We start from the raw sequence: 25,977 nt of genomic DNA, 5'->3' as shown, positions 1-25,977 counted from the left end.
GATTGGTGGGGGAACGGGTTGCGGGGGGGGGATTTCCTGTCGCGGGAGCGACAGGTCTACTTTGGGCGAGAGGTGGGGCATGCCACTGCTTGGACTCTTTGCTGAGCCGTGTTCTTTTGGGTTCGGTCAACTCTTTCTGGTTCGGTCGGCGGAGCACTGCGTCAGAGAGGACTCTGACACAGTGGCATGGGACTGTGGACGGGGACAGTGCGACATGCGATTGACGCTTGGGGGGGACGGGGCGATACTTGAGGACTTCATAAGGGGAGTCCGAATGTCAGAGTGGGCAGAGTACGCTGATCAACTTACGAAACAGGCTCGTCAGGCCTCGCGTCAGTTGGCCTTGGTGAGTGGTGCACAGAAGCAGCGGTGGCTGCATCGCGCCGCCGAATTGTTAGTTGTTCGTGCCGAAGAAGTTGTGGCGGCCAATCAGCGGGATCTCGAGGCGGCTCCGGGTTACGGACTGAACGCCGCCGCGATCGACCGGCTGAAGCTGACGCCGCAGCGGTTGAAATCCGTCGCCGCCGCTCTGGCCGATGTCGCGTTGCTGCCGGACCCGATTGGCGAAGTGATCGATTCGACCGTCCGTCCGAACGGGCTGAGTGTCAATCGGGTCCGTGTCCCGCTGGGTGTCGTCTTCTTCATCTACGAGTCTCGTCCCAATGTGACGATCGACGCGGCTTCGCTCTGCCTGAAGAGCGGTAATGCGGTGATCCTGCGGGGTGGGAAAGAGGCACTGCACAGTAACCTGGCGCTGCACCGGATTCTGACCGACGCCCTGATCGAGACAGGGCTGCCCGAGCATGCGGTGCAACTGGTGCAGACGACCGAGCGTGCTGTCGTGGGAGAATTGCTGAAACGGGGCGACCGGATCGACGTGACGATTCCTCGCGGCGGAAAATCGCTGATTGAGCGAGTCGTCAGCGAAGCGACGATGCCCGTGATCAAGCACTTTGACGGGATCTGCCACGTCTACGTCGATGAGTCGGCCAATTTCGACATGGCTCTGGCGATTCTCAAAAACAGCAAGTGTCAGCGTCCCGGTGTCTGCAACGCGGCAGAATGTCTGCTGGTCCATGCGGCGATCGCCGAGACGTTCCTTCCCAAAGCGGCTGCCATGCTGCACGCGGAAAAAGTGGAAATGCGCGGCTGTCCCCGGACCTGCCGTCTGATTCCCACCGCCAAACCGGCGACCGATGCCGATTTCCGGACGGAATATCTGGATCTGATCCTGTCGATCAAGGTTGTCGACGACCTGACCGCCGCGATCGATCACATCGACGCCTATGGATCTCATCACACGGAAACGATCGTCACCACCAATCTCCCCGCCGCCATGCGGTTCACGGCGGAAGTCGATTCCGCTGGAGTGATTGTGAACGCCAGCACCCGTTTCAATGACGGGGGGGAGTTCGGGCTGGGTGCCGAGATTGGCATTTCGACGGATAAGTTCCACGCACGGGGCCCCTGCGGACTGCGTGAGCTGACCAGCTATAAATGGGTGGCGTACGGCACGGGTCAAATTCGGGAATAGGTGCGGCGTGAGGTGCTTCGGGCAAGAAAACGGGGATCAGCCGGAAACAGCGAATCCCCGGGGACTGAGCAGTCGATAACCGGAGTGAACACGCTGTTCGGAGTAAGCTCAGAGCAGAAGTTCACAGAACGGGTCCCACAGGAAAACCGCCTGAAGGACTCGCCAGAACGGATGGAATTCAGAGTCGATTCGCCAACCGGGCTGAGACACCACTTCCTGCTGCGGCAGGCTTTATTCGTGCGAGATTTTTTGTTCGAGCGGTTTTCGATCGAGCTTTCTTCGTTCGAGGGAGTCCAGGGATGGACAACAACGTGAATCACTCGACCGCCTACGTGCCTCGTCCGGGACAGGCGGGGTCTCGGCCCTTTGCCTCCCACCCGCGCGTTTCCGGGCCTGAAGTGGAAACACGTCCCTACGACTTTGAACACCCGGTCCCGCTGAGAGCTCAACAACTGGACGCGTTGCGACTGGCGACGGCCGGGGCCTGTGATTCCCTGCAGCGGGCTCTGACGCAACTGCTGCGGCATCCGGTGGGGATCGAGTTTCTGTCGGTGGAACAGTCGACTTATCGAGACTACCTGACGGCGTCGGACGAACCGACCTGCCTCGGAGTGTTCGCACCGGCGGATTCTGCCGAAGTCTGGTTACTCGACACCAATCGGTGTCTCGCCTTTACGATGATCGACTGCTTACTCGGCGGGGTGGTGTCGGGTGTGACGCTGTCTCGACCGTTTACGGCGGTCGAAACGCACGTGATTCAGAAAGCACTCAGCACCATTCTGCGGGAACTGACGGTGGACTTTCTGCCGACCACCCCGCTGCCGATGACACGACTGATTTCGGACGGCAGCCTGATTGCAGAGGCGGGGTCGAACGCGGCGGTCGCACTGGTCAGCCTGGAGGTGGTGATTGGTCCGAGCCGGGGACTGGTGCAGCTTTGTGTTCCGTGGAAGCGGGTACCGCATGTCTCTGTTTTACTGCAGGAAACGGAGCGCGGCCCGAACGAGCGAATGCGGGTGGCGGCAGGGAAAGTCCGGGTGCAGGTCTCGGCACGACTCGCGCAACTCAAACTGTCCACTCGCGACGTGGCAAATTTGTGTGCTGGCGACTTACTGCTGACCGACAATCCTGTCACGGGGGAAATCAGCCTGATGATCGACGATCACGAGCTGTTTCGAGGGACGTCCGGGCAGAGCCATAACCGCAGAAGTCTGGTAATCACGTCGTCTGTCGGAACAACTCGGGGAGTCAGAACGCCGCCCGAGGGGACTTAGTCGTGTTGACTGAGGAAAACTCGAGCGGCTGAAACGACTTCTTGACGGTTGACGATTATCGGGCTAATACTATGTGATTCCCTAAACTTACGTTCCGGATGCCGCCGGACCATTTCAGAACACTCACAGGAGTACGCAGCAATCGAAACAACGCATCGAATTAACGACCAGATTCGTCTCTCACCGATTCGAGTGGTCGATCAAAATGGAACAATGTTGGGTGTCATTCCCACATCGGAAGCGATGAGAACAGCGATGGACGCTGGCCTGGATCTTGTTGAAGTCGCCCCCAACGAGCGTCCGCCTGTCTGTCGGATTATGGACTACGGCAAGTTCAAGTACGAACAGAAGCGTAAAGCGGCCAACTCTGCGAAGCAGCATCAGGTTCAACTGAAAGAGATCCGCCTTCGCCCGAAGACCGGTGAGCACGACATTGACTTCAAGGTGAAGCAGGCTCGTGAGTTCCTGGTCCACAAAGACAAAGTCAAATTCAACGTCCAGTTCAAGGGACGCGAAAACGCGCACCATGACCGGGGTCGTGAAATGCTGGCGACGATCATTGAGCAGCTTCAGGACGTCAGCAAAGTCGAAAAAACTCCTTCGATGGAAGGGGGCAGAAACATGACTGCCGTCCTTTCACCGAAAGCCTAAGTCGCCGATCCCCGATCGGTCGATTCACAAAAACGGTTCGAAATAAGTGGGTAGACGGCCGGAAAAGGTCGTCTACCAAGAACTTCCGGTCGACGAAAGTGTGCGGATTGGGTAAACCTGACCACACAGTGAAAAAGTCGCTGGAAATTTTTGGCGGAATTCGTCTATACTCCTCGCCCCACTGATTTGGGCAATTCACTGCGCCGGACGGACGCCATGAATTGCAGCTTTGAATTCAAGGAATTACGGCGATGCCGAAGCAAAAAACGCACAAAGGTATGAAGAAACGGTTCAAAGTGACCGCTTCCGGCAAGGCCAAATGTCGTAGCGCCTACCGCGGCCACTTGCTGAGCCACAAGTCCAGCAAGCGGAAACGCCAGAATCGCAACGACGTCGTTCTGATTAAAGCTGACGCGAGAATGATTTGTGACGCACTGCGTCCTGCGGGTTAATCTTCGTCGTCTGCCTACGTCAGTCGACATTGCCGTCGATTGACCTGGTCGATTGCTCTGTTTGTGTTCTAATTCAGCGAATGGCATCATGAGAATTAGTTTTAGCGTCGCTCGTCGTCGATCCCACAAGCGCCTGTTCCGCGAAGTCAAAGGCAGCTATGGCGGTCGCAAGAACCTGCTTCGCCTCGTCAAAGAAACGGTTGTTCGTAACCGTGTCTTCGCTTACCGCGACCGACGTAACCGCAAGCGCGAGTTCCGAGCCCTGTGGATTGTCCGTATCAAGGCAGCAGCCGAAATGCGCGGCATTTCCTACTCACGCTTCATCCACGGACTGACGCTCGCCGAAATCAAGCTGAATCGCAAGATCCTCAGCGAAATGGCGATTCACAGCCCCGAAGTCTTTGACGAAGTCACGACCCTGGTCCGAGAGGGCCTGAAGAAGGCGGGCCAGGCCGTTTGATAACGGCTTGTCAAAAGTGATTGATATAAGACACTGCCCCCGTCGCTGATCGAGGGGGCAGTGTCTTTTTGTATTTACTCCCCATGGCGTTCTCGCACACTCTCGTCGTATCGCACAGAAACCCGATACACGCCTCCCCCGGCAGACTCGCCGGGGCAGCGCGAATCCGGTAACGGGAAGCGGGAACGTACGGCGAGATTTTAAGGCACGTGTGGCAATGGAACTCAGTCAGATATTTGCCAAGTTTCAGCAGGAAGCACTCACCGCGATTTCCGCGGCCACGAACGCCGAGATGCTCGAGCAGGCCCGAATTGAGTTTCTGGGCAAGAAGCAGGGAAAGCTCAAAGAGCTGCAGTCCACACTGGCCACCGTCCCCCCGGAACAGCGCCCCGAGGTCGGTAAACGCTTCAACGAAGTCAAAGAAGCGGTCACCAAGGCCTGGGAAGAGCGACAGCAGCAGCTCAGCCAGACCAAAGTGGCTGCCACCGCGATCGATGTCACCCTGCCGGGAATTCGACCGTCGCTCGGGAAGCTGCACCCCCTGACGCAGACGATCAACGAGTTCCAGGAGATCATGTCGCGGTTCGGGTTTGAAGTGGAAGACGGTCCCGAGATCGAGGACGAATGGCACAACTTCGTCGCTCTGAACATCCCGGATGACCACCCTGCCCGTGACCCGCTGGACAACTTCTATCTCGCCACGGCCGGTGTTGCAGGAGGGGGCCCGCGACTGCTCCGCAGCCAGACCTCGACCATCCAGATTCGGGTGATGGAGAACCGCAAGCCGCCCGTGCGCATCGTCTCGGTCGGACGTGTCTATCGTCCCGACGAGATCGACGATACGCACCACATCATGTTCCATCAGATGGAAGGTCTGGCGGTCGGACCTGACGTGACGATGGCCTCACTGAAGACGCTGCTGCGACTGTTTGCTGCCGCTTATCTGGGTGAAGACGTTCACGTCCGTTTCCGTCCGTCGTTCTTCCCGTTCACCGAGCCGAGCGTCGAGTTTGATGTTCAGCGGGGTGACGGCTGGCTGGAACTGGGGGGAGCGGGAATGGTCGACCCCAACGTCCTGCGGGCGGTCGGATATGATCCGGATGAGGTGAGTGGATTTGCGTTCGGGCTGGGCATCGCACGATTCTGTATGATGCGGCACGGGATCAAGAACATTCGCCACTTCTATTCGAACGACATCCGGTTCCTGCAGCAGTTCTGATTGAACGAGAGCGAGACGGTCGGTTCAGAAGGAGTGGAATCAGGGGGACGGATCGCCCGCAGGTTCCTCAGAACTGGCGAACAATCACGCCTGCCGGCTTGTCCTGACGCGGGGCCTGGCAGCAATTGGTGAGAGAGTCGGACGTTGTGTGGCATCCGATTGACCGGAAACTCTCGATGGGTTTGATGGAATCGAAGGAGAGAGCATGATCTACGTCAACATTGTCTTGACCGTCAAAGAGACCAGTGACGTTGCCGAGATTGAGAGCCTGCTGGCCGAACAGGGGCGATTGTCTCGACAGGAACCCGGTTGCCTTCGGTTTGAAGTCTATCATTCGCAGACCGATCCCCGCGTCTTCCTGCTGAACGAGCACTGGGCCGATCAGGCCGCGATTGATGCTCATCGCAAGGACAAGGCTTACACTACGATCTACGTCCCTAAGGTCTTGCCGCGCGTTGAACGAGTCCCCCACCCATCGACCCTGGTCGAATAACGGAGCCAGCTCCGTGACACAGGCCACGCAGCATTTCTGATCTGTGATGCCCGCAGGTGAAGTGGGCATCCGCTCCCTCTCGAGTGAAGGACGATCTCGACCTGACGCAAGCGGCTGGATGACACCGATAAGTCCCGCGTTCCAGGCCATCTCCAGAATCCACTCGGGGACAGGGATCAGGAATACGTTCGAGCAGCGTACGTCGCCGCTTTGCAGCCTGAAGAATTTCGACAGACAGACGCGACACCCGTTATCAAACGCCAGAACAAGTCCCCTGCTATGCCACTCGCAGGGGATCACAACGAACGCCAGTCATCAGTAACCGATTTCCTTATCTCCTGTAGATAAGACCGTTCAAAACAACTTCTTTTAGTGAACCTCATCATGACGCAAATCAACAAATATAGTTCCCGCATCACGCAGCCACGTTCGCAAGGGGCCTCGCAGGCCATGTTGTACGCGACGGGCATGAAACGTGAAGACATGGATAAGGCTCAGGTCGGTATCGCCAGCGTCTGGTACGACGGCAACCCCTGTAACATGCACCTCAACAAGCTCTCTGAAAAAGTCAAAGAGGGTGTCACTGCCGCCGGCCTGTGGGGAATGCGGTTCAACACGATCGGGGTGAGCGACGGAATCTCGATGGGAACCGACGGGATGTCGTTCTCGCTCCAGTCCCGCGACCTGATTGCCGACAGCATTGAAACGGTCATGTCGGCTCAGTGGTACGACGCCAACATCTCCATCCCCGGCTGTGACAAGAACATGCCCGGCTGTCTGATCGCGATGGGACGCCTGAACCGCCCCTCGCTGATGATCTACGGCGGAACTATCAAGGCGGGTTGTATCCCCCTGCATCCGAAGCTCGACATCGTCTCGGCATTCCAGTGCTATGGCGAATACATCACCGGCAAGATCACCGATGAAGTCCGCCAGTCGATCGTCGAACATAGCTGTCCCGGCGCGGGGGCCTGCGGCGGGATGTACACCGCGAACACGATGGCATCTGCCATTGAAGCCATGGGGATGGCACTCCCTTACAGCTCATCGATTCCTGCCGAAGACCCGCTGAAGCTGGGTGAATGTATGGCTGCCGGAAAAGCCATCCGCACGCTGCTCGAAATGGACCTGAAGCCCCGTGACATCATGACCCGGGCCGCCTTCGAAAACGCGATGGTCGTGATCATGGCGACCGGGGGCTCAACCAACGCCGTGCTGCACCTGATCGCCATGGCGCGTGCTGTAAATGTTCCTCTGACGATCGACGACTTCCAGGCCGTCAGTGACCGTATCCCCTACATCGCCGACCTCAAGCCAAGCGGCAAGTACGTGATGGAAGACCTGCATCATGTCGGCGGCACCCCCGCCGTGATGAAGTACCTGCTCGAGAAGGGTCTGCTCGACGGCAGCTGTATGACAGTGACCGGCAAGTCCCTCGCCGAGAACCTCAAGAACCTGCCGGGACTCGCCGAAGGTCAGCGGATCATTCAGCCGCTGGAAACGCCACTCAAGGAATCCGGGCACATCCGGATCATGCGCGGCAACTTCTGTCCCGAAGGAGCCGTGGCCAAGATCACCGGCAAAGAAGGACTCATCTTCAAGGGTCCGGCTCGCGTGTTCGATTCCGAAGAGCTGATGCTGAAGGGTCTCGAAGACGGCCTGATCCAGAAGGGTGACGTCATCATCATCCGGTACGAAGGCCCCAAGGGTGGCCCCGGTATGCCGGAAATGCTGACACCCACCTCGGCCATTATGGGAGCCGGTCTGGGATCCGACGTCGCACTGATCACCGATGGCCGGTTCTCGGGTGGTTCGCACGGCTTCATCGTCGGACACGTCACACCGGAAGCTCAGGTGGGGGGACCGATCGCCCTGGTTCAGGACGGTGACACGATCACCATCGACGCCAACTCCAACCAGATCGTGCTCTCTCTTTCCGATGAAGAACTCGCCAAACGCCGTTCGACATGGAAAGCCCCGGAACTGAAAGCCAGTCGCGGGACACTCTACAAGTACATCAAGAATGTGAAGAGTGCCTCCGAAGGCTGCGTCACCGACGAGTGACAACTGCTCACAACGCCGCGTGGGTTGAACGCCCACGCGGCGTCGCGTGACCTGCCCGCCCTGCCTTCAGTCCTTTGTTTCACTCATGGGATGCCTGCCGTCTGTGCAGGCATCCCTCATGAAGGCCCCCCCCCCTCGCACCGACGAGACAGTTCTGTTCCACAACTCGCTTTCTCCACGGGAACCCGGCATGAACTCTGATGAGGCTCTCACCATGAATGCCGATGTGAACGAGGATGACACGGGGGCGAGTGGTGAAGAAGCACATCCTGGCTGGATGGGCTGCATCGGTCGATTCCTCGGCCCGCTGGTGTTTCTCGCCGTCGCCACGATGCCTGCTGTTGAAGGACTGAACCCCGCCGCGCAGCGACTGCTGGCCGTTACGCTCTGGATGGCCGTCTGGTGGGTGACTCAGGCCATCCCCATCGCCGCCACCAGCCTCTTGCCGCTGGCCCTGTTTCCTGTGTGCGGTATTCAGTCGGCAAAGACGGTCAGCCAGTCCTATCTCGGCGACAGTTCGTTCCTGTATCTCGGCGGGTTCGTGATCGCGCTGGGGATCGAACGATGGGGACTGCACCGCCGACTCGCGCTCCTCACGGTGAATGCCACCGGGACCAGCCCCGCCCAGATCGTCTTCGGCTTCATGCTGGCCACGTTCTGCCTGTCGATGTGGATCAGCAATACCGCCACCACGGTGCTGATGCTGCCGATCGCGCTCGCGCTGCTCACATCACTGGAACGGCTGCCGACCGACGCCGGAGCGACTGCCAGCACACCCGACCCGCACTTCAACCATCTCGCGCTGGCTCTGACGCTGGGAATCGCCTATTCGGCCAGTATCGGGGGACTTGCCACACTGGTTGGCACCCCGACGAATCTCGCGTTTGTCGACATCTGGAATAAATCGTTCCCGGGCCAGCCCGCCGTCTCTGCCTCGCAATGGATGCTGACCTGGACGCCGTTCGGCTTTGTGATGCTGTTATGCACCTGGCGGATTCTGATCTTCGGCCTGCGAACGCCAGCCGGGTTCGATCGCTTCGACCGGTCCTTCTTCCGTAACAAGCTGCGGGAGCTGGGTCCGATGACGTTCGCCGAAGGAGCCATGCTGACGCTGTTCGCGTCCACCGCCCTCCTCTGGCTGTTTCGCACCGACTTCACGTTTGGCGACTGGGTGCTGATTCGGGGCTGGGGATCGGCGATGGCCACCTGGCTGCAGCACATCGGCGTCCCTGCCGAGAAATCGCTGGAGTTCGTCAGTGACGGAACCGTCGCCATGACCGTGGCGACCCTGATGTTCGTCCTGCCAGCACAGCGCAGCCGCAACGGACAAGTGAAGTACCTGATGGACTGGCAGACGACGGCCAAGATTCCCTGGGGGATCATGCTGTTGTTTGGAGGTGGATTCGCCATCGCAGGCGCGTTTGAATCGACCAAACTTTCGGAGTGGATCGGGGGCATCTTCAAGGTTCTGGCGGATGGCCAGCCGACCTGGGTGCTGGTGATCGCCGTCTGCGTGCTGCTCACGTTTCTGACCGAATTCACGTCCAACGTCGCGACGGTGAATACGGTCCTGCCGATCATCGCGGCGGCGGCCGTCGCACTGGACATTGACCCTCGCATGCTGATGATTCCGGCAACCGTGTCCGCAAGCTGCGCGTTTATGCTGCCGATCGGAACGCCCCCCAACGCCATCGTGTTCGGCACGGGGCGAATTCGGATGAGCCAGATGGCCGGATACGGAATCTTCCTGAACTTTCTGGGCGTCGTGCTGGCCGTGGCCGCCACTTACGGGTTAATGGTTCCTCAACTGGGAATTCAGACTCGCTGACGAGCCGTTTCAATACTGAGCCGCCAAAACCACAAACGACACGGTGGCCGTTGCCGTCGACGAAACACCCAGGGGCAAATAAGATCATTGCTGCGTGGAACAGCGGCTTACACCCTTCATCCCCGCATCTGCCCTTTGAAGAAGGCCAACCGTGAAGCTGCCCATTCGCGATCAGATTCTGTGGCCGCTGATGGGACTGCTGCTGCTCGCGATCCTGGCGAACGTGATCTTCTCGGCGTGGTGGATGTCGACTCGCAGCGCGAAGGCGCTCGACTCGCGGCAACGTCAGATTATCGGCGTGCTGGAAGAATCCAGTTTTCCCTTGCTCCCTACCGTGCTGGAAAAACTGCACCTGCTGACGGGAGATGAACTTCTCGTCTGGGACTCTCACCTCAAGAAAGTCGTCGCGGGAACGCTTCCCACGGATGTCCATCCACTCAAGGATGACCGCTGGATCGAAGAAGAGAACATCTCCCGCCCCGACACACTCCGCCGATGGACCATCAATGGCAAAGAGTATGTCGTCCGTGCCTGTGCGATTCGGGGTTCGCCCGCTCAGACACTTTTCCTGCTGACGTCAGACGAGTCGCGACGACGTGCGACGATGGAAGCTCTCTGGCCACCGCTGGCGGTCGGTGCCGGGACGCTGCTGCTTACCATTCCCCTGACACTGCTGATTGCCTGGAACTGGGCAGGACGCGTCCGTTCGATTGAACAGCATGTGAAGTCCATCGCCCTCGGTCAGTTCGGTCTGGAACGCCCCAAAGGAGTCATCGACGATGAACTTTCCCGCCTGGTCGAAAGCATCAATTCGATGAGTCGGCAACTCGACTCGATGCGGCAGGAACTGATCCGGGGCGAACGAACGCGCCTGGTTGCACAGCTCACCGCCGGCTTTGCTCATCAGTTACGCAATGGTCTGGCGGGAGCCAAACTGGCGATCCAGTTGCATGAAAGCCGCTGTACGTCCAGTGTCGATCACAGCCTGATGGTCGCCCGCCAGCAACTGGCACTGACAGAGGAAGAAGTACGCTCGCTGCTGTCATTGGGCAAAGGGACCGGCCGGCAGCTCAGTCCTGTCGATCTGGGAGAAATCGCTCTCGTCGTTCGCAACCTGGTGACACCGTCATGCGATCACAAGAATGTGCGAATGACTTTGACCCTGCCTGCGGAAATCCCGCTGATCCAGGGATTCGCCGAAGGACTTCGCGCTGCGGTTCTCAACCTGACGCTGAATGCGATCGAGGCAGCGGGACCGGGTGGAAATGTCTGGTTGACCGTGCAGCCTCAGCCGGAAAGTATGGTGCTGTTTATTGACGATGACGGACCGGGCCCCCCAGCGGACGTCGCCGATTCGTTATTTGACCTGTTCGTCACGACGAAACAGGAAGGAATCGGGCTGGGACTGGCCGTCGCTTCGACAGTCGCCCGAGACCACCAGGGTTCGCTCTCCTGGCATCGACTGGGTGAACGGACCCGCTTTGAGTTACGCCTCCCATTCCAGCCCGCGATTGAAGAGAATCATCCTGCATGAGTGCGATCCTGATTATCGACGATGAACCGGCCATCTGCTGGAGCCTGAAAGAACGGCTGGCGGACCAGGGACATCGTGTGCAAACCGCGTCCACGATTGAAGCCGCCAAGGAAATTCTGGCGACCTTCACTCCCGATGTGATCGTGCTGGACGTCCGCTTGCCGGGTGAAGACGGACTCACGGCGATTCCCCGTTTCCAGCAGTCGCATCCCACGGTTCCGATCGTGGTCATGACGGCCTTCGGCGACCTGCAAACGGTGGTCGAAGCGATGAACCGGGGAGCGTTCGAATACCTGGTCAAACCGTTCGAGCTCAGTGACTTCCTCGCCGTCATCGAACGGGCGCTACAGACCGCCAGCCAGCCAACCCCCACAGCGGCAGTCTCGTCCGACGTTCAGCAGCTTGTCGGTCGCGGCGCGGCGATGCAGGCCGTCTTCAAGCAGATCGCGCTCGTCGCTCCGACCGACTTCCCCATACTCATCACAGGAGAAACGGGGACCGGAAAAGAGCTGGTCGCCGACGCCATCCATCGCCACAGTCGCCGGGGAAGCGGTCCGTTCATGCGAGTCAGTCTCGCCAGCCTCTCTCCGACGGTCATCGAAAGTGAACTGTTCGGGCATGTGAAGGGTGCCTTCACGGGAGCCACCCACGACCGGCCGGGCCTGTTCGAACTGGCCGACCAGGGGACAATCTTCCTCGACGAAATTGGGGAAACGCCACTCTCGATCCAGGTGAAACTGCTGCGTGTACTCGAATCACGCTGCTACGCGCCGGTCGGTTCCAGCGAAGAAAAAGCGACCAACGCCCGTCTGATCGCCGCGACCAATCGCGACCTGCACGCGATGATCGCAGAAGGAACTTTCCGGGAAGATCTTTTCCACCGGCTGAAGGTCTTTTCGATCCATCTTCCTCCGTTGAGAACTCATCGTGAGGACGTTCGCCCGCTGGTGGAATATTTTCTGGCCCGGCAGCAGGTCCCCATCAGCCCGACCATCTCTGAGAGCTTCTGGGCCGAGATTGAACGCCGCGAATGGAACGGGAACATCCGCGAACTCCGCAACGCCGTCGACCATGCGGCGGTGATGGCGCGAGGTGGCCCGCTGGCAGCCGAGCATCTTCCCGCCATAGCTGGGTCAAACCGAAACGAGCCGCAGACCGGCCTGCAGCTCGAAGCGGCAATCACCCACTGGGTCCAGCAGCAACTGGCAGAAGTCGGTACCGAGCTTCCGTCTGACCTTCACCGCAAGTTCATGAGCATCGCCGAGAAAACACTGTTCAACGAAGTCCTCAGCTACACCCAGCAAAACCGCAGCCTCGCCGCCAAACTGCTCGGCCTCGACCGCGCCACCCTCCGCACCAAGCTGGGCCCGCCCCCCACCTAGTGGTTTGTCACGATGAAAAATTAGGGTGCCACTGCATGACCGTCCTCGGTCACGCAGTGCTCTGTCAAGCATCAAAAAATGAGAAGACACTGCGTCTCCGAGGACTCCGATGCAGTGGCACACAACCCGACGATTTCATCGTGACAAAGCACTAGTGCCGCGACTCGCGACAACAGCCACGTCACCCCTGAGCGACAACTCTCTCGCGATCGCCCCACGACTTTGGTCCACATGCAGAGCTTTCGGGTTCTTTTCGTCTCCTTCAGGGGGAATTCAGGAAAGAGGACTGGGATCGGGTTGTAGTCTCTGTTGTGGCGGATGATCGCCCGAATCTCGGGTGTGCTGGGCCAGGCGCCGGTGAACCGCTCCGGGTCCGGAGTGGCTCGGGGAGGGTGCCAGAGTGGAACGTGAATTGCTCAGAATGACGATTTCGGTTTATCATTGACCATTGAAACGAGCCCGCGACGCCCCCGCCTCATCGAACCTACCACTCGATCGGAAGAGACTGATGCTTGCCGAACCGACTGCTCCCCTGGAAATTGCTCCTGCGACAACGGAAGTGGGAAGTTATTTCATCTCGAACTATCCACCATTCTCGCTCTGGAATCGTGAGACCGTTCCCGAAATCCGCGCTGCGTTCGCGTCCGAGCCGGACCGCTCAGTCCCCATGGGGCTCTACCTGCACATCCCCTTCTGCCGCAAGCGGTGCAAGTTCTGCTACTTCCGGGTCTATACCAACCAGAACGCGAACGCGATTGCCCGCTATGTCGAAGCACTGGCCAAAGAAGTCGAACTGCTGAGTCAGCAGCCGGCGGTCCCCGGTCGCGACCTCAAGTTTGTGTACTTTGGGGGGGGCACCCCTTCCTACCTCAGCTCCCGCCAGCTGCGGTTCCTGCGTGATGAGCTCAGTCGCTCGGTCTCGTGGGACAACGCCGAAGAAGTCACGTTCGAGTGCGAACCAGGCACGCTGAACCTGGAAAAGCTGCAGACACTTAAGGACATCGGCATCACCCGAATTTCCCTTGGTGTCGAAAACTTCAATGACAAGATTCTGGAAGCCAACGGACGGGCTCACCTGTCACCCGAAATCTTCCGCGCTTACGACTGGATTCAGCAGGTCGGGTTCCCCCAGGTGAATATCGACCTCATCGCGGGAATGATCGGAGAGACCGACGAAAACTGGACGAGCTGCATCGAACAGGCCCGCAAACTCAAGCCGGACAATCTGACCGTCTACCAGATGGAACTTCCCTTCAATACTCTGATCTCGAAGGAGATGAAGGAACTCGGCATCGATTCACCGGTCGCCAACTGGACGACGAAACGACGCTGGGTCGATCAGGCGATGAATGCGTTCCAGGCGGATGGTTACCACATTTCCAGCGGGAATGAACTCGTCAAGAACCCCGCGACCGACCACTTCGTGTATCGCGACAATGTCTGGCGAGGGTGCGATCTGCTCGCGGCAGGGGTTTCGTCCTTCGGTCACTTCCAGGGAGTTCACTACCAGAACCTGGACCAACTGGAAGACTATCTCAAGACGGTCGAAGGGGGATCGCTGCCGATTAATCGAGCCCTGCGTCCGACAGATCATCAACGACTGATCCGCGAATTCATTCTGCAAATGAAGGAAGGCCACCTCTCGGCCGCACCGTTCCGCGACAAGTTTGGCGTCGACGTGCTCAAGGAATTCGCTCAGCCACTCGCTGCTCAGCAAGCCAAGGGATACCTGACGGTCGAAGGGGACGAGATCAAACTGACGCGAAAAGGGATCCTGCAGTCCGACACCCTGCTCCCCGAATATTTCGAGGTCGAACACCGCGAAGTTCGCTACACGTGACCGCATCGCGGCATCGCTCCTGCTGACCGCTCGGCGCAAGTGTCCACTGCGGCCCACTACGAGACGCAAAGTGGAATGCCGCTGTTACTCGACAATCCGGGGAGACTCACCGACACTGTGTCAGTCACCGAACGCGACGGCGCTCGTCCGGAATGGTGGTGAGATCACTGGCGGAACCTCTGCTTGACGGACTGCAGCTTTCGGGCGTCAAGCGTCAAGCTGGGACGCCCCTCACCAGGTTTCGCCGCGTAGTCCGTTGGGCACGATGCAGGGTCCTGCCAGTTTGCTTTCAACTTCCCACTGGGCGATTTTTAATGCGGCAAGTCGGTTTTCTAGCGAATCGGGAACAAGCAGAACGCTTTGCAGATTTCCTGCGTGCTGAAGGGATTCGGTGTTCCGTTGATGTCGAACCCGGCGGCCACCGGATCTGGGTGGAAGACGATGATCTCGTCCCCCGTGCCAAAGAAGAACTTCCGACGTTCCTGGCCGACCCGAACAACGAACGCTACCGCAACGCCGTGCGCGTCGCGAAATCACGCATGGCGGAAGAGCAGCTCCGTCGTGACCAGGCTCGCGCAAACAAGGTGGATCTTTCCGAACGGTGGCAACAGCGGTCCAGTAACAATGGCTTGCCGATTACCTTCGCACTGATCGCGCTTTCGGTATTCGTATCCTTCCAGACAGGGTTTCGGTTGAATGCCCCTCTGACCAGCCAGCTCGCCATCTCGACCGACGGCACGTTTCGACAAATCCTGAATGGGGAAGCATGGAGATTGGTCTCCCCTGCTTTCCTCCATTTCAGCCTGATGCACATCGTGTTCAATCTGCTGTGGATTTACCAATTTGGCATGCAGATCGAGCCTCGACGGGGTTCCGCCCGGTTCCTGTCGATGGTGGTGTTTATCGCTGTCACGTCCAATCTGGCTCAGTTCTGGTTTCGCGGCCCTCTGTTCGGTGGAATGTCCGGCGTAGTGTATGGACTGTTCGGCTATATCTGGATCCGAGGAAAGCTCGACCCCCAAAGTGGCTACTGGTTGCCTCAACAAACGATCGTCATGATGCTGATCTGGCAGGTCCTCTGTACGCTCGAGATCATCCCGAACGTGGCGAACTGGGCACATGGGGTGGGACTGGGAGCCGGGATCTTCCTGGCTCTGATTGATTCGATGATCCGGATGCTGGCGCGACGCAGATGAGCCACCCGACTTCCCCCCTCTCGCTCGAGCAGGCCGCCTCCATCCTGAAATCAGGTGGATTGGTCGGACTTCCCACAGAAACCGTCTATGGACTCGGTGCGAACGCCCTGGACCCGGTGGCGGTCGCGAAGATCTTCGCCGCGAAAGAACGCCCCTTCTTCGACCCGCTGATCGTCCATATCCCCGACATTGACTGGGTCCCTCGCGTGGCCCGCGTATTCCCTCCTCTGGCCCACAAGCTGGCGCAACATTTCTGGCCCGGCCCGCTGACACTCGTTCTGCCCAAGTCAGATATCATCCCCGATCTGGTCACGTCGGGATTGCCCGGTGTCGGCGTCCGCATTCCGGCTCACGACATGACACGTCAGGTGATGCGGCTGGCGGACATTCCTGTCGCGGCCCCCAGCGCAAATCCGTTTGGCAAGCTCAGTCCGACCACCGCGGAGCATGTCTTTCATCAACTTGGGGACCGTGTCGACGCCATCCTGGACGGCGGTCCGTGCCGGATTGGCATCGAGTCCACCGTCCTGCGCGTCGACGATGATCGAGTCACCCTGCTGCGGTATGGCGGCATTTCTCTGGAAGAAATCGAAGACCTGATCGGACCAATCGACCGCCTGGTCGACCAGACGTCTCATGCCCCCGCGGCGGCCCCGGGAATGCTGACAAGTCACTACGCTCCGCGGACACCTCTGATCATCGCAGACGATCTGTCAGCGGAAGTGGGCTCGGGTCCTGTCGGTTTGCTGACGCTCCAGGGGGACGGTGACCTGTCGCGATTCAGTCAGGTCGAGGTTCTCTCGCCGTCTGGCGATCTGGTTACGGCCGCCGCCAATTTCTTTCAGGCGCTGCACCGACTGGACCGGCTGAATCTTCGCCTGATCGTGGCGAGACGCTTCCCGGAAACCGGTCTGGGCCGGGCGTTGAACGATCGCTTGAAACGAGCTGCCCATCAGGAGCCTGTCATCACCGGGCCGTGAAACTTTTTTCACTTTTTCCGGAAAGTCTCCTTGTCGCTAACGAACACTGTTCTTATCGTGTCCGACAGATGTAATCCTGTTTGCTTGGCCAGATGACCCGGGCGGAGCCAGATGAAGCGAGAATATAGGCCAGGCGATCCTGTAGTCTTTCGCGTGACAAAGCAAAGCACCGATCCCGGTCCGCGCGCGGTCGATGTCCATCCCTCGCCTGCCGGTGAAATGTACTCCTACCAAGTCGACAAGTTCTGGACGGTGAGCGAAGTTCTTCCTGACGGACAGCTCAAACTCGTGACTCGCCGAGGAAAACAGCGGTCTGTTTCGATCCACGATTTTCGCTTGCGTCACGCCCGCTGGTGGGAGAAATGGATCTATCGCCATCGCTTCCCCAATCTCCAGGACATTAAAGTCCCGCCCGGCAATTCAGACGCCCCCGCCAGGTAACCTGCTCGCCCCTCCCTTTTCGCCTCACCCGTGCGACCTCATACAAAATCGTGACTGGAGTCGAGTCTATGAATCTCAGCGATCTTACGTGGCCTGAAGTCGATGCCCTGTCTCGCGACATCCCTGTGGTGATCCCCGTCGCCGCGGTCGAACAGCATGGCCACCATCTGCCCGTCTATACCGACAGCATGCTGCTGGGCGAAATCGTTCGTCGCGTCAGTGAATCCATGCACAATCGCATCCTGTTCGCCCCCTTGATGTGGCTGGGAAATTCTCACCACCACATGGACTTCCCCGGAACGCTGTCCGCCTCGCCCCGACTCTACCTCGACCTGCTCAACGACCTGATGGAGAACATGCTGACGCACGGTTTCCGTCGGATCATCCTGATCAACGGGCATGGCGGAAACTGCATCCCGGGCAAGCAGGCCGTCTTCGAAGTCCGGCAGCGGCACCGCCTGCGACGCGACCTGCTGCTGTTGATGGCCACCTACTGGGAGCATGGCCGACCGAACCAGTTGCGGTCTGATCTTGTCCAGACTGCGATGGGACACGCCTGCGAGTGGGAAACGTCGATGATCCTGCGGCTGGCTCCACACCTCGTCAAGGATATTCGTACGGTGGAATCGGTCGAACCGGGCTTTGCGTTCGAACCGGCTTATCGTGGCTGGATCACAAAGGACCGAACCGACGTGGGACACATCGGCCAGTCCTCGGCCGCGACGGCGGAAAAAGGGGAAGCCTTGTTTCAGACCTTCTCGGCAGGTGTGATCAAGTTCCTCGAACAAGTCATCGCATGGGATGGACAGAGCTGGGAGATGCCGCAGTGAACCTGACTGGAACGTCATGCCTTATATCTGGTTCTCGGTAATCTGCCTGATCTGGGGCAGCAGCTTCATCCTGATGAAGCGCGCGATGGAGTATCTTTCGCCGATCGGAGTCGGTGCAGGACGAGCCCTCGGTGGATCGCTCGTCCTGGCACTGATCTTCCTGCTGATGAAACAGCGGCGAACCGTCCGCCGGACCGATTTCCTCCCCCTCCTGGGGGTCGTTGTGCTGGGATTCGTGTGGCCACACTCGATCCAGCCGGAACTCGTCGCCCGGCATGGGGGGGCATTCGTCGGGATGACCGTCGGCTTCACGCCCCTGCTGACGCTGCTCGTTTCCATCCCGATTCTGGGGGCCTGGCCCACGACCCGGCAGACGGTAGGCGTTATCGGAGCCCTGAGCTGCCTGATGGGCCTGATGCTCGACTACGGCACCCGCTCAGTCCCGGTCGTCGACATCCTGCTCGCCTTCAGCGTCCCGTTTACCTACTCGATCGCGAACAGCATCATCCGGCGGTACCTGACACATCTGCCGCCGCTCGAACTGACACTGATTTGTCTGACCGCAGCAGGAGCCGTCATGGTCCCCCTCTCGCTGTCGATCCGCAATCACCGCCCTGTCGACTTTAGCAATCTCGGCTCGGCCCTGGCCGCCGTCGCCATTCTGGGCGTTGTCGGCACCGGGATCGCCACCTTCCTGTTCAATCGACTCGTCCAGCAGGAAGGCCCCCTCTTCGCGGTCATGACCACGAATCTGGTCCCCATCGGTGCCGTGATCTGGGGCGTCGTCGATGGTGAACGAATTACGCTGCTCCAGCTCACCGCCCTGATCGGAGTCCTGGTGATGGTCACCTACGTCCAGACACAAACAGTGACCCGACACACCGCCGCCCGTCCCACGGAATCCTGACGCCCCAGCGCAACCTCCGCAGACCGCGATCTTCGTAGTGGCATCGCCCACTGAGAAGCGTTCTTCAGGAGGGAACCTTCTCTGGAGGCGACGTTCATAACAGAGGGCGACGTTGATCCAAGCCACCCAACGGCCACCCAAATATCACTTCAGCCCCGGCACCCGGTTCGCCACGGCCTGACAAGGGGTGTTGTCGTGGCTCAGAACCAGTTCCTTGCCGACAAAGTACGAGTGGCATTCATCGACGATCAGGTTGTATGTCGCTTCCGGATCCTGCTCCTCGGTAACGGAGTCGACCTTCGCAAATCCCCGAGCGGTGTGCAGGCCCATCCCCGGTGCCAGTAACCGAGCCTTCGTCCAGCCTTTTCCGTTGACCCAGAAGAGATGTCCCCCCGTCGCACGAACGACCTCACCGTTGAACGACAGACGAAGTAACCGTTCCGGTGGCCGCGTGGCTGTCCTCAACACGGGAGCAAACTTCAGTTCACCGCTCTGCAGATTCTGGGTCAGCACAAGATCGCCGGACTTCACCTGATCGACCGCCAGAAATCCTGTTTCCGTCCAGATCGGCGTCCCTGCAGCCAGGCAATCTTGTTGAATGTACTGTCTCGGATCTGACCGTGGCAGTTCCACTTGCTCGCGACTCGTCTCATGCAGATAAGCGACCGACTTCGGTTCCGACGGATAGGACTCTGTCTTGTTGTTCCACCAGTTCCACCAGTCTTCCGGGTTCTTGCTCTCGAGAACTTCGTCGGTCGCTTTTCCGTTCATCGTTGCGGCGAGTAACTGAATAATTCTTTCATTCCGGCTCTTGATACCAGAATTGAGGACATAAAGTTCTGAGTCCGCTTCGATCACAGCGAGTTGCGTCAACTGACGGTTGAGTGGGTTCTCTACATCAATGCGAGTCTGGAACTGGAACGTGCGGTCCAGGTCCGCGATTTTCTGCTCCCTCTGCGACTCTGCCATCAGCCTTCGTCGCCAGACAATCTCGTTCAGGCGAGTTGTCTCGATCGCGTCGGACTTTTCGACCAACATATGCAGGGCCGCCAGGAGTTCCGGGACATAGCTGTATTCGTCCCGCTCTTTCAGCAACTCCGTCGCCTTCGTTCGTACTTTTCGATCCTGATGGTCCATCGCGTGGCGGGCCAGAGAAATCGATGCTTCCGGAGCCGACATCGCTGCGAGCGCCTTTACCGCGCAGAGTCCCCCCGCCTCGCCCGTACTGGAAAACCAGCTTTCCAGCCCCGGAATCACATACGGGCTGTCGAACTCGCGGAGCCCCTTCAAGACAACTTCTTCGGATTTCGTTTTATCCAGCAGTGCTGCCGACAAGGCCATGAGCCGCTTGCCATGTCGACGGAGGTACGTAGACGTCGCCGCCGCTCGCTTCTTCTGCTGCTCAAGCTGTTGACGATCGAGCCAGACTCCCCCCTGTTCGACCTGACCCAGTCGACGACGAGCTTCACGGTGCCCCGGATCAATCGCCACCACGGCGAACAGATGAGCCCGCTCCGCACCCGGCAGCTTGTTGGCACGACAGTACTCGGCTAGTTTCAACTGTTCTGCGACAGTCATCCCCGCAGCAGCCCGCTGTTCCCAGTACTTCATTGTCACCGGTTGAGCCAGCTTCTCAGCCGCAAAATCTTCCAGCGAGACCCATCGCTGTCCCACCCGAACATCACCCCGCGCCCAGTGCGCTTCCGCTGACGAAGGATCCTCACGCAGCGCCGTCTCGACCAGTTCGTTCCGGCGAGTCGCATCCAGATCGACCGCCGCCTTCAGCGCTGCCTGAACATGCCTCGCCGCCGATTCGGCCCCCTGACACGGGAAACTCAATTCCCACAGTCCCAGCATCGAAGCGAACAGACCTGGAACCAACCGCGAAAGCCAACAGACCTGGCGCAGTGCACGCATGAAGGTCTCTCCTCAAGAAAGAGACAGAGGTGAAGTTCGATGCGAAATGACGAGTCGTCTGCAGCCAAAATCAAAGATGAAGTAAAATTAGACGCTCTCTTCGCTTCCCGATCAAGCAGATTCTGACTTTGCGTAAAAAAAGCCTGCTTTCCAACAAGATCCACGCGTCAGCAGCCCCGAAACCCAGCGCGGGGACGGCTCGCCCCCCGTTCCAGAGCCACACTTTCCCGAACCACCGTGTCCCCGAGCTCCCCCGTCTTGCGCCACCCCGTCCGAGGTTTCGCCCCGGTGCGCCCTGAGTGACACGAAACAGGGAACCTCTTCCCGACTCGAAGTGTCCTGATGGACACAAACCGAAAGAGAAGACGGGGTCGCGTCCCCGCAGATTCAAAGAACCACCCAAACCAACACAGACCGGTCCCAGAGTTCCACCAGTCCCCGATCGAATTCACCGACGGTGATTCGAAGGGGACGGATTTCACCCCCCGCGTTGTCCGACGTATCCAACGATCAAAAAACAACTTGCAGCAACCAAGCAAATCCTGAAAGCCCGGTGATAACGGCAGACAACCACCAAAAACCCAAAAATTCCCCAATCCCCAAAACCAGTCACTTGCGTTAACCCCCACATCAGCTAGACTTTTCGCCTACGCACCCCTAGCTCAATTGGATAGAGCATCGGTCTACGGAACCGAAGGTTGCTGGTTCGAACCCAGCGGGGTGTATCTTGGAAGTTTGAAAAAAGGGACAGGCTCCGTCCGCGGTGCCTGTCCCTTTTTCGTCTTCGCATTCTCTTTTACCTCAACTTAACCTCAAGCGTCGCGATCCAGACGCAGCCGCCCCAGCGGAGGCAGAGACGACTCCAAACCCAACCGGCCCGCGGCCTCGACCTGCCAATCCACGCCACCGAACGGCGTCCCCCGCTCAACACTCTGCCGCAGAGCCTTCAGCTCAGCCTCGGTCTCTGCACCATTCACGAACGGCGTCCAGGAATCAGGCTTCACAACAGATCCATCGACAAGCAGCCCTTCCGCCCCACTGCACCCGTCGGCTTCAAACTCGACCACTCCCAACCCTGACCTCGCGGAACCAGATTCCGTCGCAACGGATTCCGCTCAGCATAACGCAGCACGGTGAGGTAGTGCTCATCTTCCTGAATCGGAAAGGCCTTAAACCGTCCCTGCCAGACACGCCCACCCCTTTGTCGTGTCGATAGTAGCGACGCACGTGCGAGGTCATGAGCCACGGCATCCAACGACTCAAGTCACCATCGCCAAAGGGCCACAGCACAAGGTGAAGAACTTGGTCACAAACACTAGAAGCAGGTTCAAACCCCCTACTGCAAACTTTGCCGATTGAATTCTACTTGAAGAGCCAGATGCACCAGTCATCGCGTATCGGGATTTGAAACTGCTTCTAATACGAAAGACCTTTCCAAAGCCTGCAAACTTCCTATGATGGATCCGAAACCGTCGATAAAGGCAAGATCCAAAACAGCCAATCGAAAACACAAGCCTGAAGAAGAATTTGCCGATCTCCCGTTCTGAAAATTGCCCTATAAGTCGCTTCCCACAGTGATCTCAATATCTGGATCAGATTATTCTCACTGAGCCATGCAGACGAAACTTGATGAAGAAAGCCAAACGCACTATCACCGGCACGCATTTTGTCGAACAGCGCCCAAACCGTAAGCTTACCTGGGCCGCTCCGACTAATGAGGTTCCGAAGAATAGACGACATATTCTGCGAATGAGTTTTGGACGCGACGCCGGAGTGCGTCGTCAGGTCTCCGCTGAAGGTATTGCACAGGCGCTCAGGGATGGAGCTCTGGCAGACGCAGTATTCTTTCTTGATACGTGCTTTTTGCGAGCGCCGCTTGATGAGCGCGTATGGCAAGCCCTTCTTTCTAAGCAAATTGCAATTTCGAAAATGGTGAATGAAGAGCTCGAAAGCTGGTTAACTTCTCCAGGAAGTGACGAAACTCTTGCAGAACAAGTTCGAAGCCGAATCGAAGACGCGAGCGATCGGATTATTCGCAACTTCTCGTGGGATGACTATAAGCAGCATGCATATAACTATTACATTTCACTCTTGCTGCTGCGAAAGCTGAAAGGAAAGCAGTGGGCAATTGAGTTTGAACAAATTAACGGCAGGTTGCCTACAAAAGAGGAGTTTTTCCCTGGCTTCAAGCAAACAGATAGAACGTTCGGTGACCGCGCGGCGAGAATGGCGTGGAAAGGATTTTGCGACTATGAAAAAGATAATTATGCAGCCGACGAACAAACAGTCGTCATGGCGGTACTTCATGGGTTGATGACTGGTCGCGAAACTATGATTCTTACGCGCGATCACGATCTGATGGATCAGTTTTACAAATTGATCTTTCTGATCGACACTCACTACCGAAGTATGCTATTCGCGTCAAAGTACGTTGCAGATCCGGAGCAGTATCATACTCAACAAAAGCAAACCGTTTGCGAGGGATACCCAGATTTTTTCAACGATCGCTTCGTCGGCAAGAACGACATTTTCATCAACCCAAACCTACCAACAGAGACCTCATGGAACAGTCTGCTTCCCGCTGAATCTCAAACAGTGATGGTAGGCTGTATCTGGTTCGGTGATGGTCCAAGCTTGTTGCAAGTTGCAGACATGTCGTTTTGTGCAGATCGAGAAATGGCGGAAGTATTAAGGACGAAAGTCAAAACAAGTGGATTGAGTACGGAGGTTTGTCAAGGAAAAAATTGCCACATTTGGCCGAGCCCCGAACTCCAAAAGCAATTAGGACCCTGCGTCGCGATCGCAGAAGACAAATTTGTGAACTACCATCCTGGCATCCCACCATATCGTGTGCTCGACATGATTCATGTGATGCGAAGTAACGAAGGCTTTGACACAGTCAATGTAAAGTAACACAGGAGAGAAAGGGGACATTCTACTTTCTTGGGAAAGCAGAATGTCCCCTTTCTCATTCCCCCGTTCTGACCATGATTTCTCATTCCGTCCAGTCCTTGAGCCTTCGCCAGCATGTTGCAGGAGACGGGTATCGCTCTGGTAAATCTTGCCATCGCCCTCCGCCCTTCAGGACCCACAAAATTCCCTCCAGACACGGTCGAGGCTCGACTCGTGGTCGGCCTCCCAGTGGGGATGGAAGAGGGTTCGCAAACAGATCTTTGATGGAATTCCACTGGGCATCATCGAGAAATGGCTTTCGGACCGTCCTGGACCCTGTCGTATTCGGCGGCCGTCGCTGGGGCCACATGGACAGGGTAATTCGCATGTAAGGGACTCCTTTCTCCCTTACCGGTGTGCAAATTGCTTGCCAGAGTCGTTATTGCAACAAAAGGGTTTTGAAACTGCCTCCAACCAAAATCGGATTTGAAGACTTCTTCTTATGGTTCGATTCAGTCATTGTCTCGTTTGAATGTGTAGAAAGCCTGAGGCATTCCCGGTACAGGGGGCAACGCCCTAAATGCCTTGGGCCGCTTAGCCTTTCCGTCTTTCTGAAAAATGAAGCACAGCTTCAGGTTGTCATCATCCAGTTCATAAATGCCGATCCATTCGACGAGTTTTTCTTGCGGCCCCTTTCCAACCCAATCGAAATCACCGTTTATCGCATCAATCTCAAATTTGCCGACCCAACTTGCTCCAACTCGCTCCATGGTCAAGGAATTGCCTTTGATTGTGAGACGGCGGTTCTCGCGTTTGACCGCACTTCTGTCTTGTGCTTTTCCGTTTTCTTCGCCAGCAACACACTTCCACTCGCCCTGAAGTGCTGGACTTGCCCATGAAATGTGGGCGCGAGGTTAGGATTAAATGGCCTGTTCGAACTTGACGGGTGGGAGATACCCGATCGTCGAGTGCCTTCGTACGCGGTTGTAAAACGCTTCAATGTATTCGAAGAGGCTTTGGCGCGCTTGCGAATGGGTCTGATACCGTTCGCGGTGGACGAGTTCCTTCTTCAAGGTGGCGAAGAAGCTCTCCATCGGTGCGTTATCCCAGCAGTTGCCTCGGCGGCTCATCGAGCAGGTGATCTGATTTCGTCTCAGAAGAGTCTGGTAGTGTTCGCTGGCATATTGCACCCCGCGATCCGAGTGCGCCACCAGGCCTGCTGCAGGAAGTTCTCGCTGGACCGCCATCTCCAGCGCATCAACGACCAGTCGACTGTCAATCCGATCTGACATCGACCAGCCCACGATCTTGCGTGAGTACAAATCTTCGACGGCCGCCAGATACAGCCAGCCTTCCTCCGTCGGAATGTAGGTGATGTCTGCTGTCCATGTCTGATTCTTTTGAGACGGAGCAAACTCACGATCCACAACATTGGCAGCCACCGGATGAGAATGGTTGGAATCCGTCGTGCTCACGCGGAACTTCTTCACCGTCGAGGCCTTGATGCCTGCCTCTTTCATGCAGCGAGCAACGGTCTTCCGATTACAGGGATGGCCTTGAGCTTTCAGTTCTGCCTGAAGTCGTGGCGCTCCATAAACATCATGATACTTCATCGCATGAATGGTCTGAATGCGACGCGTCAGTTCCTCGCGTCGCCGTGAAGATTCACTGGCGGGGCGTTTTCGCCAGGCGTAGTATCCGCTGCGAGAAACGTCCAATACCCGACATTGAACTGTGGCAGGCCACACAGTGCGATGGTCTTCAATGAACTGATATTTCATTTGGACTCCTTCGCGAAGAACTGTGTCGCTTTTTTTAAAATGTCACGTTCCATCCGTAAGAGCTCGACTTCGCGACGCAATCGCGACAGCTCGGCTTCCTGGGCCGTCTGCTGGCCTTGGCCGGGAAAGGCCTGCACGCCCTGCGCCGCGAACTGCGCTTTCCACTTGTAGAGCAGCGTTTGACTGACACCCAGGCGGCGCGACACCTCTGCTACGGACAACTGTTGACTGCTGATCAGACTCAATGCCTCACGCTTAAACTCCGGCGTGTGCTTCCGACGTTATTTCGACATCCTCTGGAC

Annotated in this window: 23 protein-coding genes, 1 tRNA gene and 1 pseudogene; 19 read left to right on the top strand and 6 right to left on the bottom strand. The window is 57.8% G+C overall.

What is annotated here, in order from left to right; all coding sequences use genetic code 11:
- Positions 1-274 precede the first annotated feature (274 nt).
- From ACGY09_RS15040 to ACGY09_RS14960, 17 genes are all read left to right on the top strand, one after another.
- Positions 275-1,534 (top strand): glutamate-5-semialdehyde dehydrogenase, encoded by a 1,260-nt coding sequence (locus ACGY09_RS15040; RefSeq protein ID WP_373649415.1) that lies wholly within the window; start codon positions 275-277, stop codon positions 1,532-1,534.
- A 299-nt stretch (positions 1,535-1,833) separates the two neighbouring features.
- Entirely contained in the window at positions 1,834-2,808 is a 975-nt protein-coding gene (locus ACGY09_RS15035) for a FliM/FliN family flagellar motor switch protein (protein ID WP_397568365.1), read from the top strand.
- A gap of 111 nt (positions 2,809-2,919) precedes the next feature.
- Entirely contained in the window at positions 2,920-3,459 is a 540-nt protein-coding gene (gene infC, locus ACGY09_RS15030; protein ID WP_397571882.1) for a translation initiation factor IF-3, read from the top strand.
- 251 nt (positions 3,460-3,710) lie between these two features.
- A complete protein-coding gene (rpmI, locus tag ACGY09_RS15025; protein WP_373649418.1) occupies positions 3,711-3,911 on the top strand; it encodes a 50S ribosomal protein L35 in 201 nt (66 codons plus the stop codon).
- Positions 3,912-3,999: 88 nt separating this feature from the next.
- Positions 4,000-4,371: a 50S ribosomal protein L20 gene (gene rplT, locus ACGY09_RS15020; protein WP_373649419.1), complete on the top strand. Its 372-nt coding sequence runs from the start codon at positions 4,000-4,002 to the stop codon at positions 4,369-4,371.
- A gap of 217 nt (positions 4,372-4,588) precedes the next feature.
- On the top strand, positions 4,589-5,590 hold the full coding sequence (gene pheS / locus ACGY09_RS15015; RefSeq protein ID WP_397568364.1) for a phenylalanine--tRNA ligase subunit alpha: 1,002 nt from the start codon (positions 4,589-4,591) through the stop codon (positions 5,588-5,590).
- Between the two features lie 205 nt (positions 5,591-5,795).
- The gene (locus tag ACGY09_RS15010; protein ID WP_397568363.1) at positions 5,796-6,083 is read left to right on the top strand and encodes a putative quinol monooxygenase; all 288 of its coding nucleotides are present in this window, start codon (positions 5,796-5,798) and stop codon (positions 6,081-6,083) included.
- 384 nt (positions 6,084-6,467) lie between these two features.
- Positions 6,468-8,147, top strand: a complete 1,680-nt coding sequence (gene ilvD, locus ACGY09_RS15005) for a dihydroxy-acid dehydratase (protein WP_397568362.1) — start codon at positions 6,468-6,470, stop codon at positions 8,145-8,147.
- 190 nt (positions 8,148-8,337) lie between these two features.
- A complete protein-coding gene (locus ACGY09_RS15000; protein ID WP_397568361.1) occupies positions 8,338-9,975 on the top strand; it encodes an SLC13 family permease in 1,638 nt (545 codons plus the stop codon).
- Positions 9,976-10,126: 151 nt separating this feature from the next.
- Complete coding sequence (locus ACGY09_RS14995) at positions 10,127-11,509, top strand: sensor histidine kinase (protein WP_397568360.1); 1,383 nt, start codon at positions 10,127-10,129, stop codon at positions 11,507-11,509.
- Complete coding sequence (locus tag ACGY09_RS14990; RefSeq protein ID WP_397568359.1) at positions 11,506-12,891, top strand: sigma-54-dependent transcriptional regulator; 1,386 nt, start codon at positions 11,506-11,508, stop codon at positions 12,889-12,891. The genes ACGY09_RS14995 and ACGY09_RS14990 overlap by 4 nt, the downstream gene beginning before the upstream one ends.
- 508 nt (positions 12,892-13,399) lie before the next feature.
- On the top strand, positions 13,400-14,731 hold the full coding sequence (locus tag ACGY09_RS14985) for a coproporphyrinogen-III oxidase family protein (protein WP_397568358.1): 1,332 nt from the start codon (positions 13,400-13,402) through the stop codon (positions 14,729-14,731).
- A 314-nt stretch (positions 14,732-15,045) separates the two neighbouring features.
- Positions 15,046-15,927, top strand: coding sequence for a rhomboid family intramembrane serine protease (locus ACGY09_RS14980; protein WP_397568357.1), 882 nt, complete (start codon positions 15,046-15,048; stop codon positions 15,925-15,927).
- Entirely contained in the window at positions 15,924-16,907 is a 984-nt protein-coding gene (locus tag ACGY09_RS14975) for an L-threonylcarbamoyladenylate synthase (RefSeq protein WP_397568356.1), read from the top strand. The genes ACGY09_RS14980 and ACGY09_RS14975 overlap by 4 nt, the downstream gene beginning before the upstream one ends.
- A 111-nt stretch (positions 16,908-17,018) precedes the next feature.
- Entirely contained in the window at positions 17,019-17,348 is a 330-nt protein-coding gene (locus ACGY09_RS14970) for a hypothetical protein (RefSeq protein ID WP_397568355.1), read from the top strand.
- Between the two features lie 68 nt (positions 17,349-17,416).
- Positions 17,417-18,178, top strand: coding sequence for a creatininase family protein (locus ACGY09_RS14965; protein WP_397568354.1), 762 nt, complete (start codon positions 17,417-17,419; stop codon positions 18,176-18,178).
- A gap of 16 nt (positions 18,179-18,194) precedes the next feature.
- Positions 18,195-19,085, top strand: coding sequence for a DMT family transporter (locus ACGY09_RS14960; RefSeq protein ID WP_397568353.1), 891 nt, complete (start codon positions 18,195-18,197; stop codon positions 19,083-19,085).
- 144 nt (positions 19,086-19,229) lie between these two features.
- Here the strand turns inward: ACGY09_RS14960 and ACGY09_RS14955 are convergent, their stop codons facing one another.
- Positions 19,230-21,002 (bottom strand): polymorphic toxin-type HINT domain-containing protein, encoded by a 1,773-nt coding sequence (locus ACGY09_RS14955; protein ID WP_397568352.1) that lies wholly within the window; start codon positions 21,000-21,002, stop codon positions 19,230-19,232.
- A 651-nt stretch (positions 21,003-21,653) separates the two neighbouring features.
- Between ACGY09_RS14955 and ACGY09_RS14950 the strand changes: the two genes are divergently transcribed.
- Positions 21,654-21,727 (top strand) — tRNA-Arg (locus tag ACGY09_RS14950).
- Between the two features lie 87 nt (positions 21,728-21,814).
- Here the strand turns inward: ACGY09_RS14950 and ACGY09_RS14945 are convergent.
- Positions 21,815-22,069, bottom strand: a complete 255-nt coding sequence (locus tag ACGY09_RS14945; RefSeq protein ID WP_397568351.1) for a hypothetical protein — start codon at positions 22,067-22,069, stop codon at positions 21,815-21,817.
- Positions 22,070-22,631: 562 nt separating this feature from the next.
- Between ACGY09_RS14945 and ACGY09_RS14940 the strand changes: the two genes are divergently transcribed.
- Positions 22,632-23,915, top strand: coding sequence for a hypothetical protein (locus ACGY09_RS14940; RefSeq protein WP_397568350.1), 1,284 nt, complete (start codon positions 22,632-22,634; stop codon positions 23,913-23,915).
- An 82-nt stretch (positions 23,916-23,997) separates the two neighbouring features.
- On the opposite strand, the gene ACGY09_RS14935 is transcribed toward ACGY09_RS14940, so the two are convergent.
- The 4 genes and pseudogenes from ACGY09_RS14935 to ACGY09_RS14920 form a co-directional block, all read right to left on the bottom strand.
- Positions 23,998-24,264: a transposase gene (locus tag ACGY09_RS14935; protein ID WP_397571881.1), complete on the bottom strand. Its 267-nt coding sequence runs from the start codon at positions 24,262-24,264 to the stop codon at positions 23,998-24,000.
- A 142-nt stretch (positions 24,265-24,406) separates the two neighbouring features.
- Positions 24,407-24,796, bottom strand: coding sequence for a TIGR03067 domain-containing protein (locus tag ACGY09_RS14930; protein WP_397571880.1), 390 nt, complete (start codon positions 24,794-24,796; stop codon positions 24,407-24,409).
- Positions 24,797-24,814: 18 nt separating this feature from the next.
- Entirely contained in the window at positions 24,815-25,675 is an 861-nt protein-coding gene (locus tag ACGY09_RS14925) for an IS3 family transposase (protein WP_373650866.1), read from the bottom strand.
- Positions 25,672-25,944 (bottom strand): annotated as a pseudogene (locus ACGY09_RS14920) (transposase); the annotation flags it as partial. The gene ACGY09_RS14925 and the pseudogene ACGY09_RS14920, both read right to left, overlap by 4 nt.
- Positions 25,945-25,977: the final 33 nt, after the last annotated feature.

This window comes from Schlesneria sphaerica (assembly GCF_044336245.1).
Taxonomy (GTDB): Bacteria; Planctomycetota; Planctomycetia; order Planctomycetales; family Planctomycetaceae; genus Schlesneria; species Schlesneria sphaerica.
Note: the sequence above shows the minus strand (reverse complement) of the source record. Positions and strands in the feature narration are given on the sequence as shown.

What these genes read in the sequence shown, in the direction of transcription:
- ACGY09_RS15040 (WP_373649415.1), top strand. Translation starts at nt 275, where the DNA reads ATGTCAGAGTGGGCAGAGTACGCTGATCAACTTACGAAACAGGCTCGT.
- ACGY09_RS15035 (WP_397568365.1), top strand. Translation starts at nt 1,834, where the DNA reads ATGGACAACAACGTGAATCACTCGACCGCCTACGTGCCTCGTCCGGGA.
- rpmI (WP_373649418.1), top strand. Translation starts at nt 3,711, where the DNA reads ATGCCGAAGCAAAAAACGCACAAAGGTATGAAGAAACGGTTCAAAGTG.
- rplT (WP_373649419.1), top strand. Translation starts at nt 4,000, where the DNA reads ATGAGAATTAGTTTTAGCGTCGCTCGTCGTCGATCCCACAAGCGCCTG.
- pheS (WP_397568364.1), top strand. Translation starts at nt 4,589, where the DNA reads ATGGAACTCAGTCAGATATTTGCCAAGTTTCAGCAGGAAGCACTCACC.
- ACGY09_RS15010 (WP_397568363.1), top strand. Translation starts at nt 5,796, where the DNA reads ATGATCTACGTCAACATTGTCTTGACCGTCAAAGAGACCAGTGACGTT.
- ilvD (WP_397568362.1), top strand. Translation starts at nt 6,468, where the DNA reads ATGACGCAAATCAACAAATATAGTTCCCGCATCACGCAGCCACGTTCG.
- ACGY09_RS15000 (WP_397568361.1), top strand. Translation starts at nt 8,338, where the DNA reads ATGAACTCTGATGAGGCTCTCACCATGAATGCCGATGTGAACGAGGAT.
- ACGY09_RS14990 (WP_397568359.1), top strand. Translation starts at nt 11,506, where the DNA reads ATGAGTGCGATCCTGATTATCGACGATGAACCGGCCATCTGCTGGAGC.
- ACGY09_RS14985 (WP_397568358.1), top strand. Translation starts at nt 13,400, where the DNA reads ATGCTTGCCGAACCGACTGCTCCCCTGGAAATTGCTCCTGCGACAACG.
- ACGY09_RS14980 (WP_397568357.1), top strand. Translation starts at nt 15,046, where the DNA reads ATGCGGCAAGTCGGTTTTCTAGCGAATCGGGAACAAGCAGAACGCTTT.
- ACGY09_RS14975 (WP_397568356.1), top strand. Translation starts at nt 15,924, where the DNA reads ATGAGCCACCCGACTTCCCCCCTCTCGCTCGAGCAGGCCGCCTCCATC.
- ACGY09_RS14970 (WP_397568355.1), top strand. Translation starts at nt 17,019, where the DNA reads ATGAAGCGAGAATATAGGCCAGGCGATCCTGTAGTCTTTCGCGTGACA.
- ACGY09_RS14965 (WP_397568354.1), top strand. Translation starts at nt 17,417, where the DNA reads ATGAATCTCAGCGATCTTACGTGGCCTGAAGTCGATGCCCTGTCTCGC.
- ACGY09_RS14960 (WP_397568353.1), top strand. Translation starts at nt 18,195, where the DNA reads ATGCCTTATATCTGGTTCTCGGTAATCTGCCTGATCTGGGGCAGCAGC.
- ACGY09_RS14955 (WP_397568352.1), bottom strand. Translation starts at nt 21,002, where the DNA reads ATGCGTGCACTGCGCCAGGTCTGTTGGCTTTCGCGGTTGGTTCCAGGT.
- ACGY09_RS14940 (WP_397568350.1), top strand. Translation starts at nt 22,632, where the DNA reads ATGAAGAAAGCCAAACGCACTATCACCGGCACGCATTTTGTCGAACAG.
- ACGY09_RS14935 (WP_397571881.1), bottom strand. Translation starts at nt 24,264, where the DNA reads ATGTGGCCCCAGCGACGGCCGCCGAATACGACAGGGTCCAGGACGGTC.
- ACGY09_RS14925 (WP_373650866.1), bottom strand. Translation starts at nt 25,675, where the DNA reads ATGAAATATCAGTTCATTGAAGACCATCGCACTGTGTGGCCTGCCACA.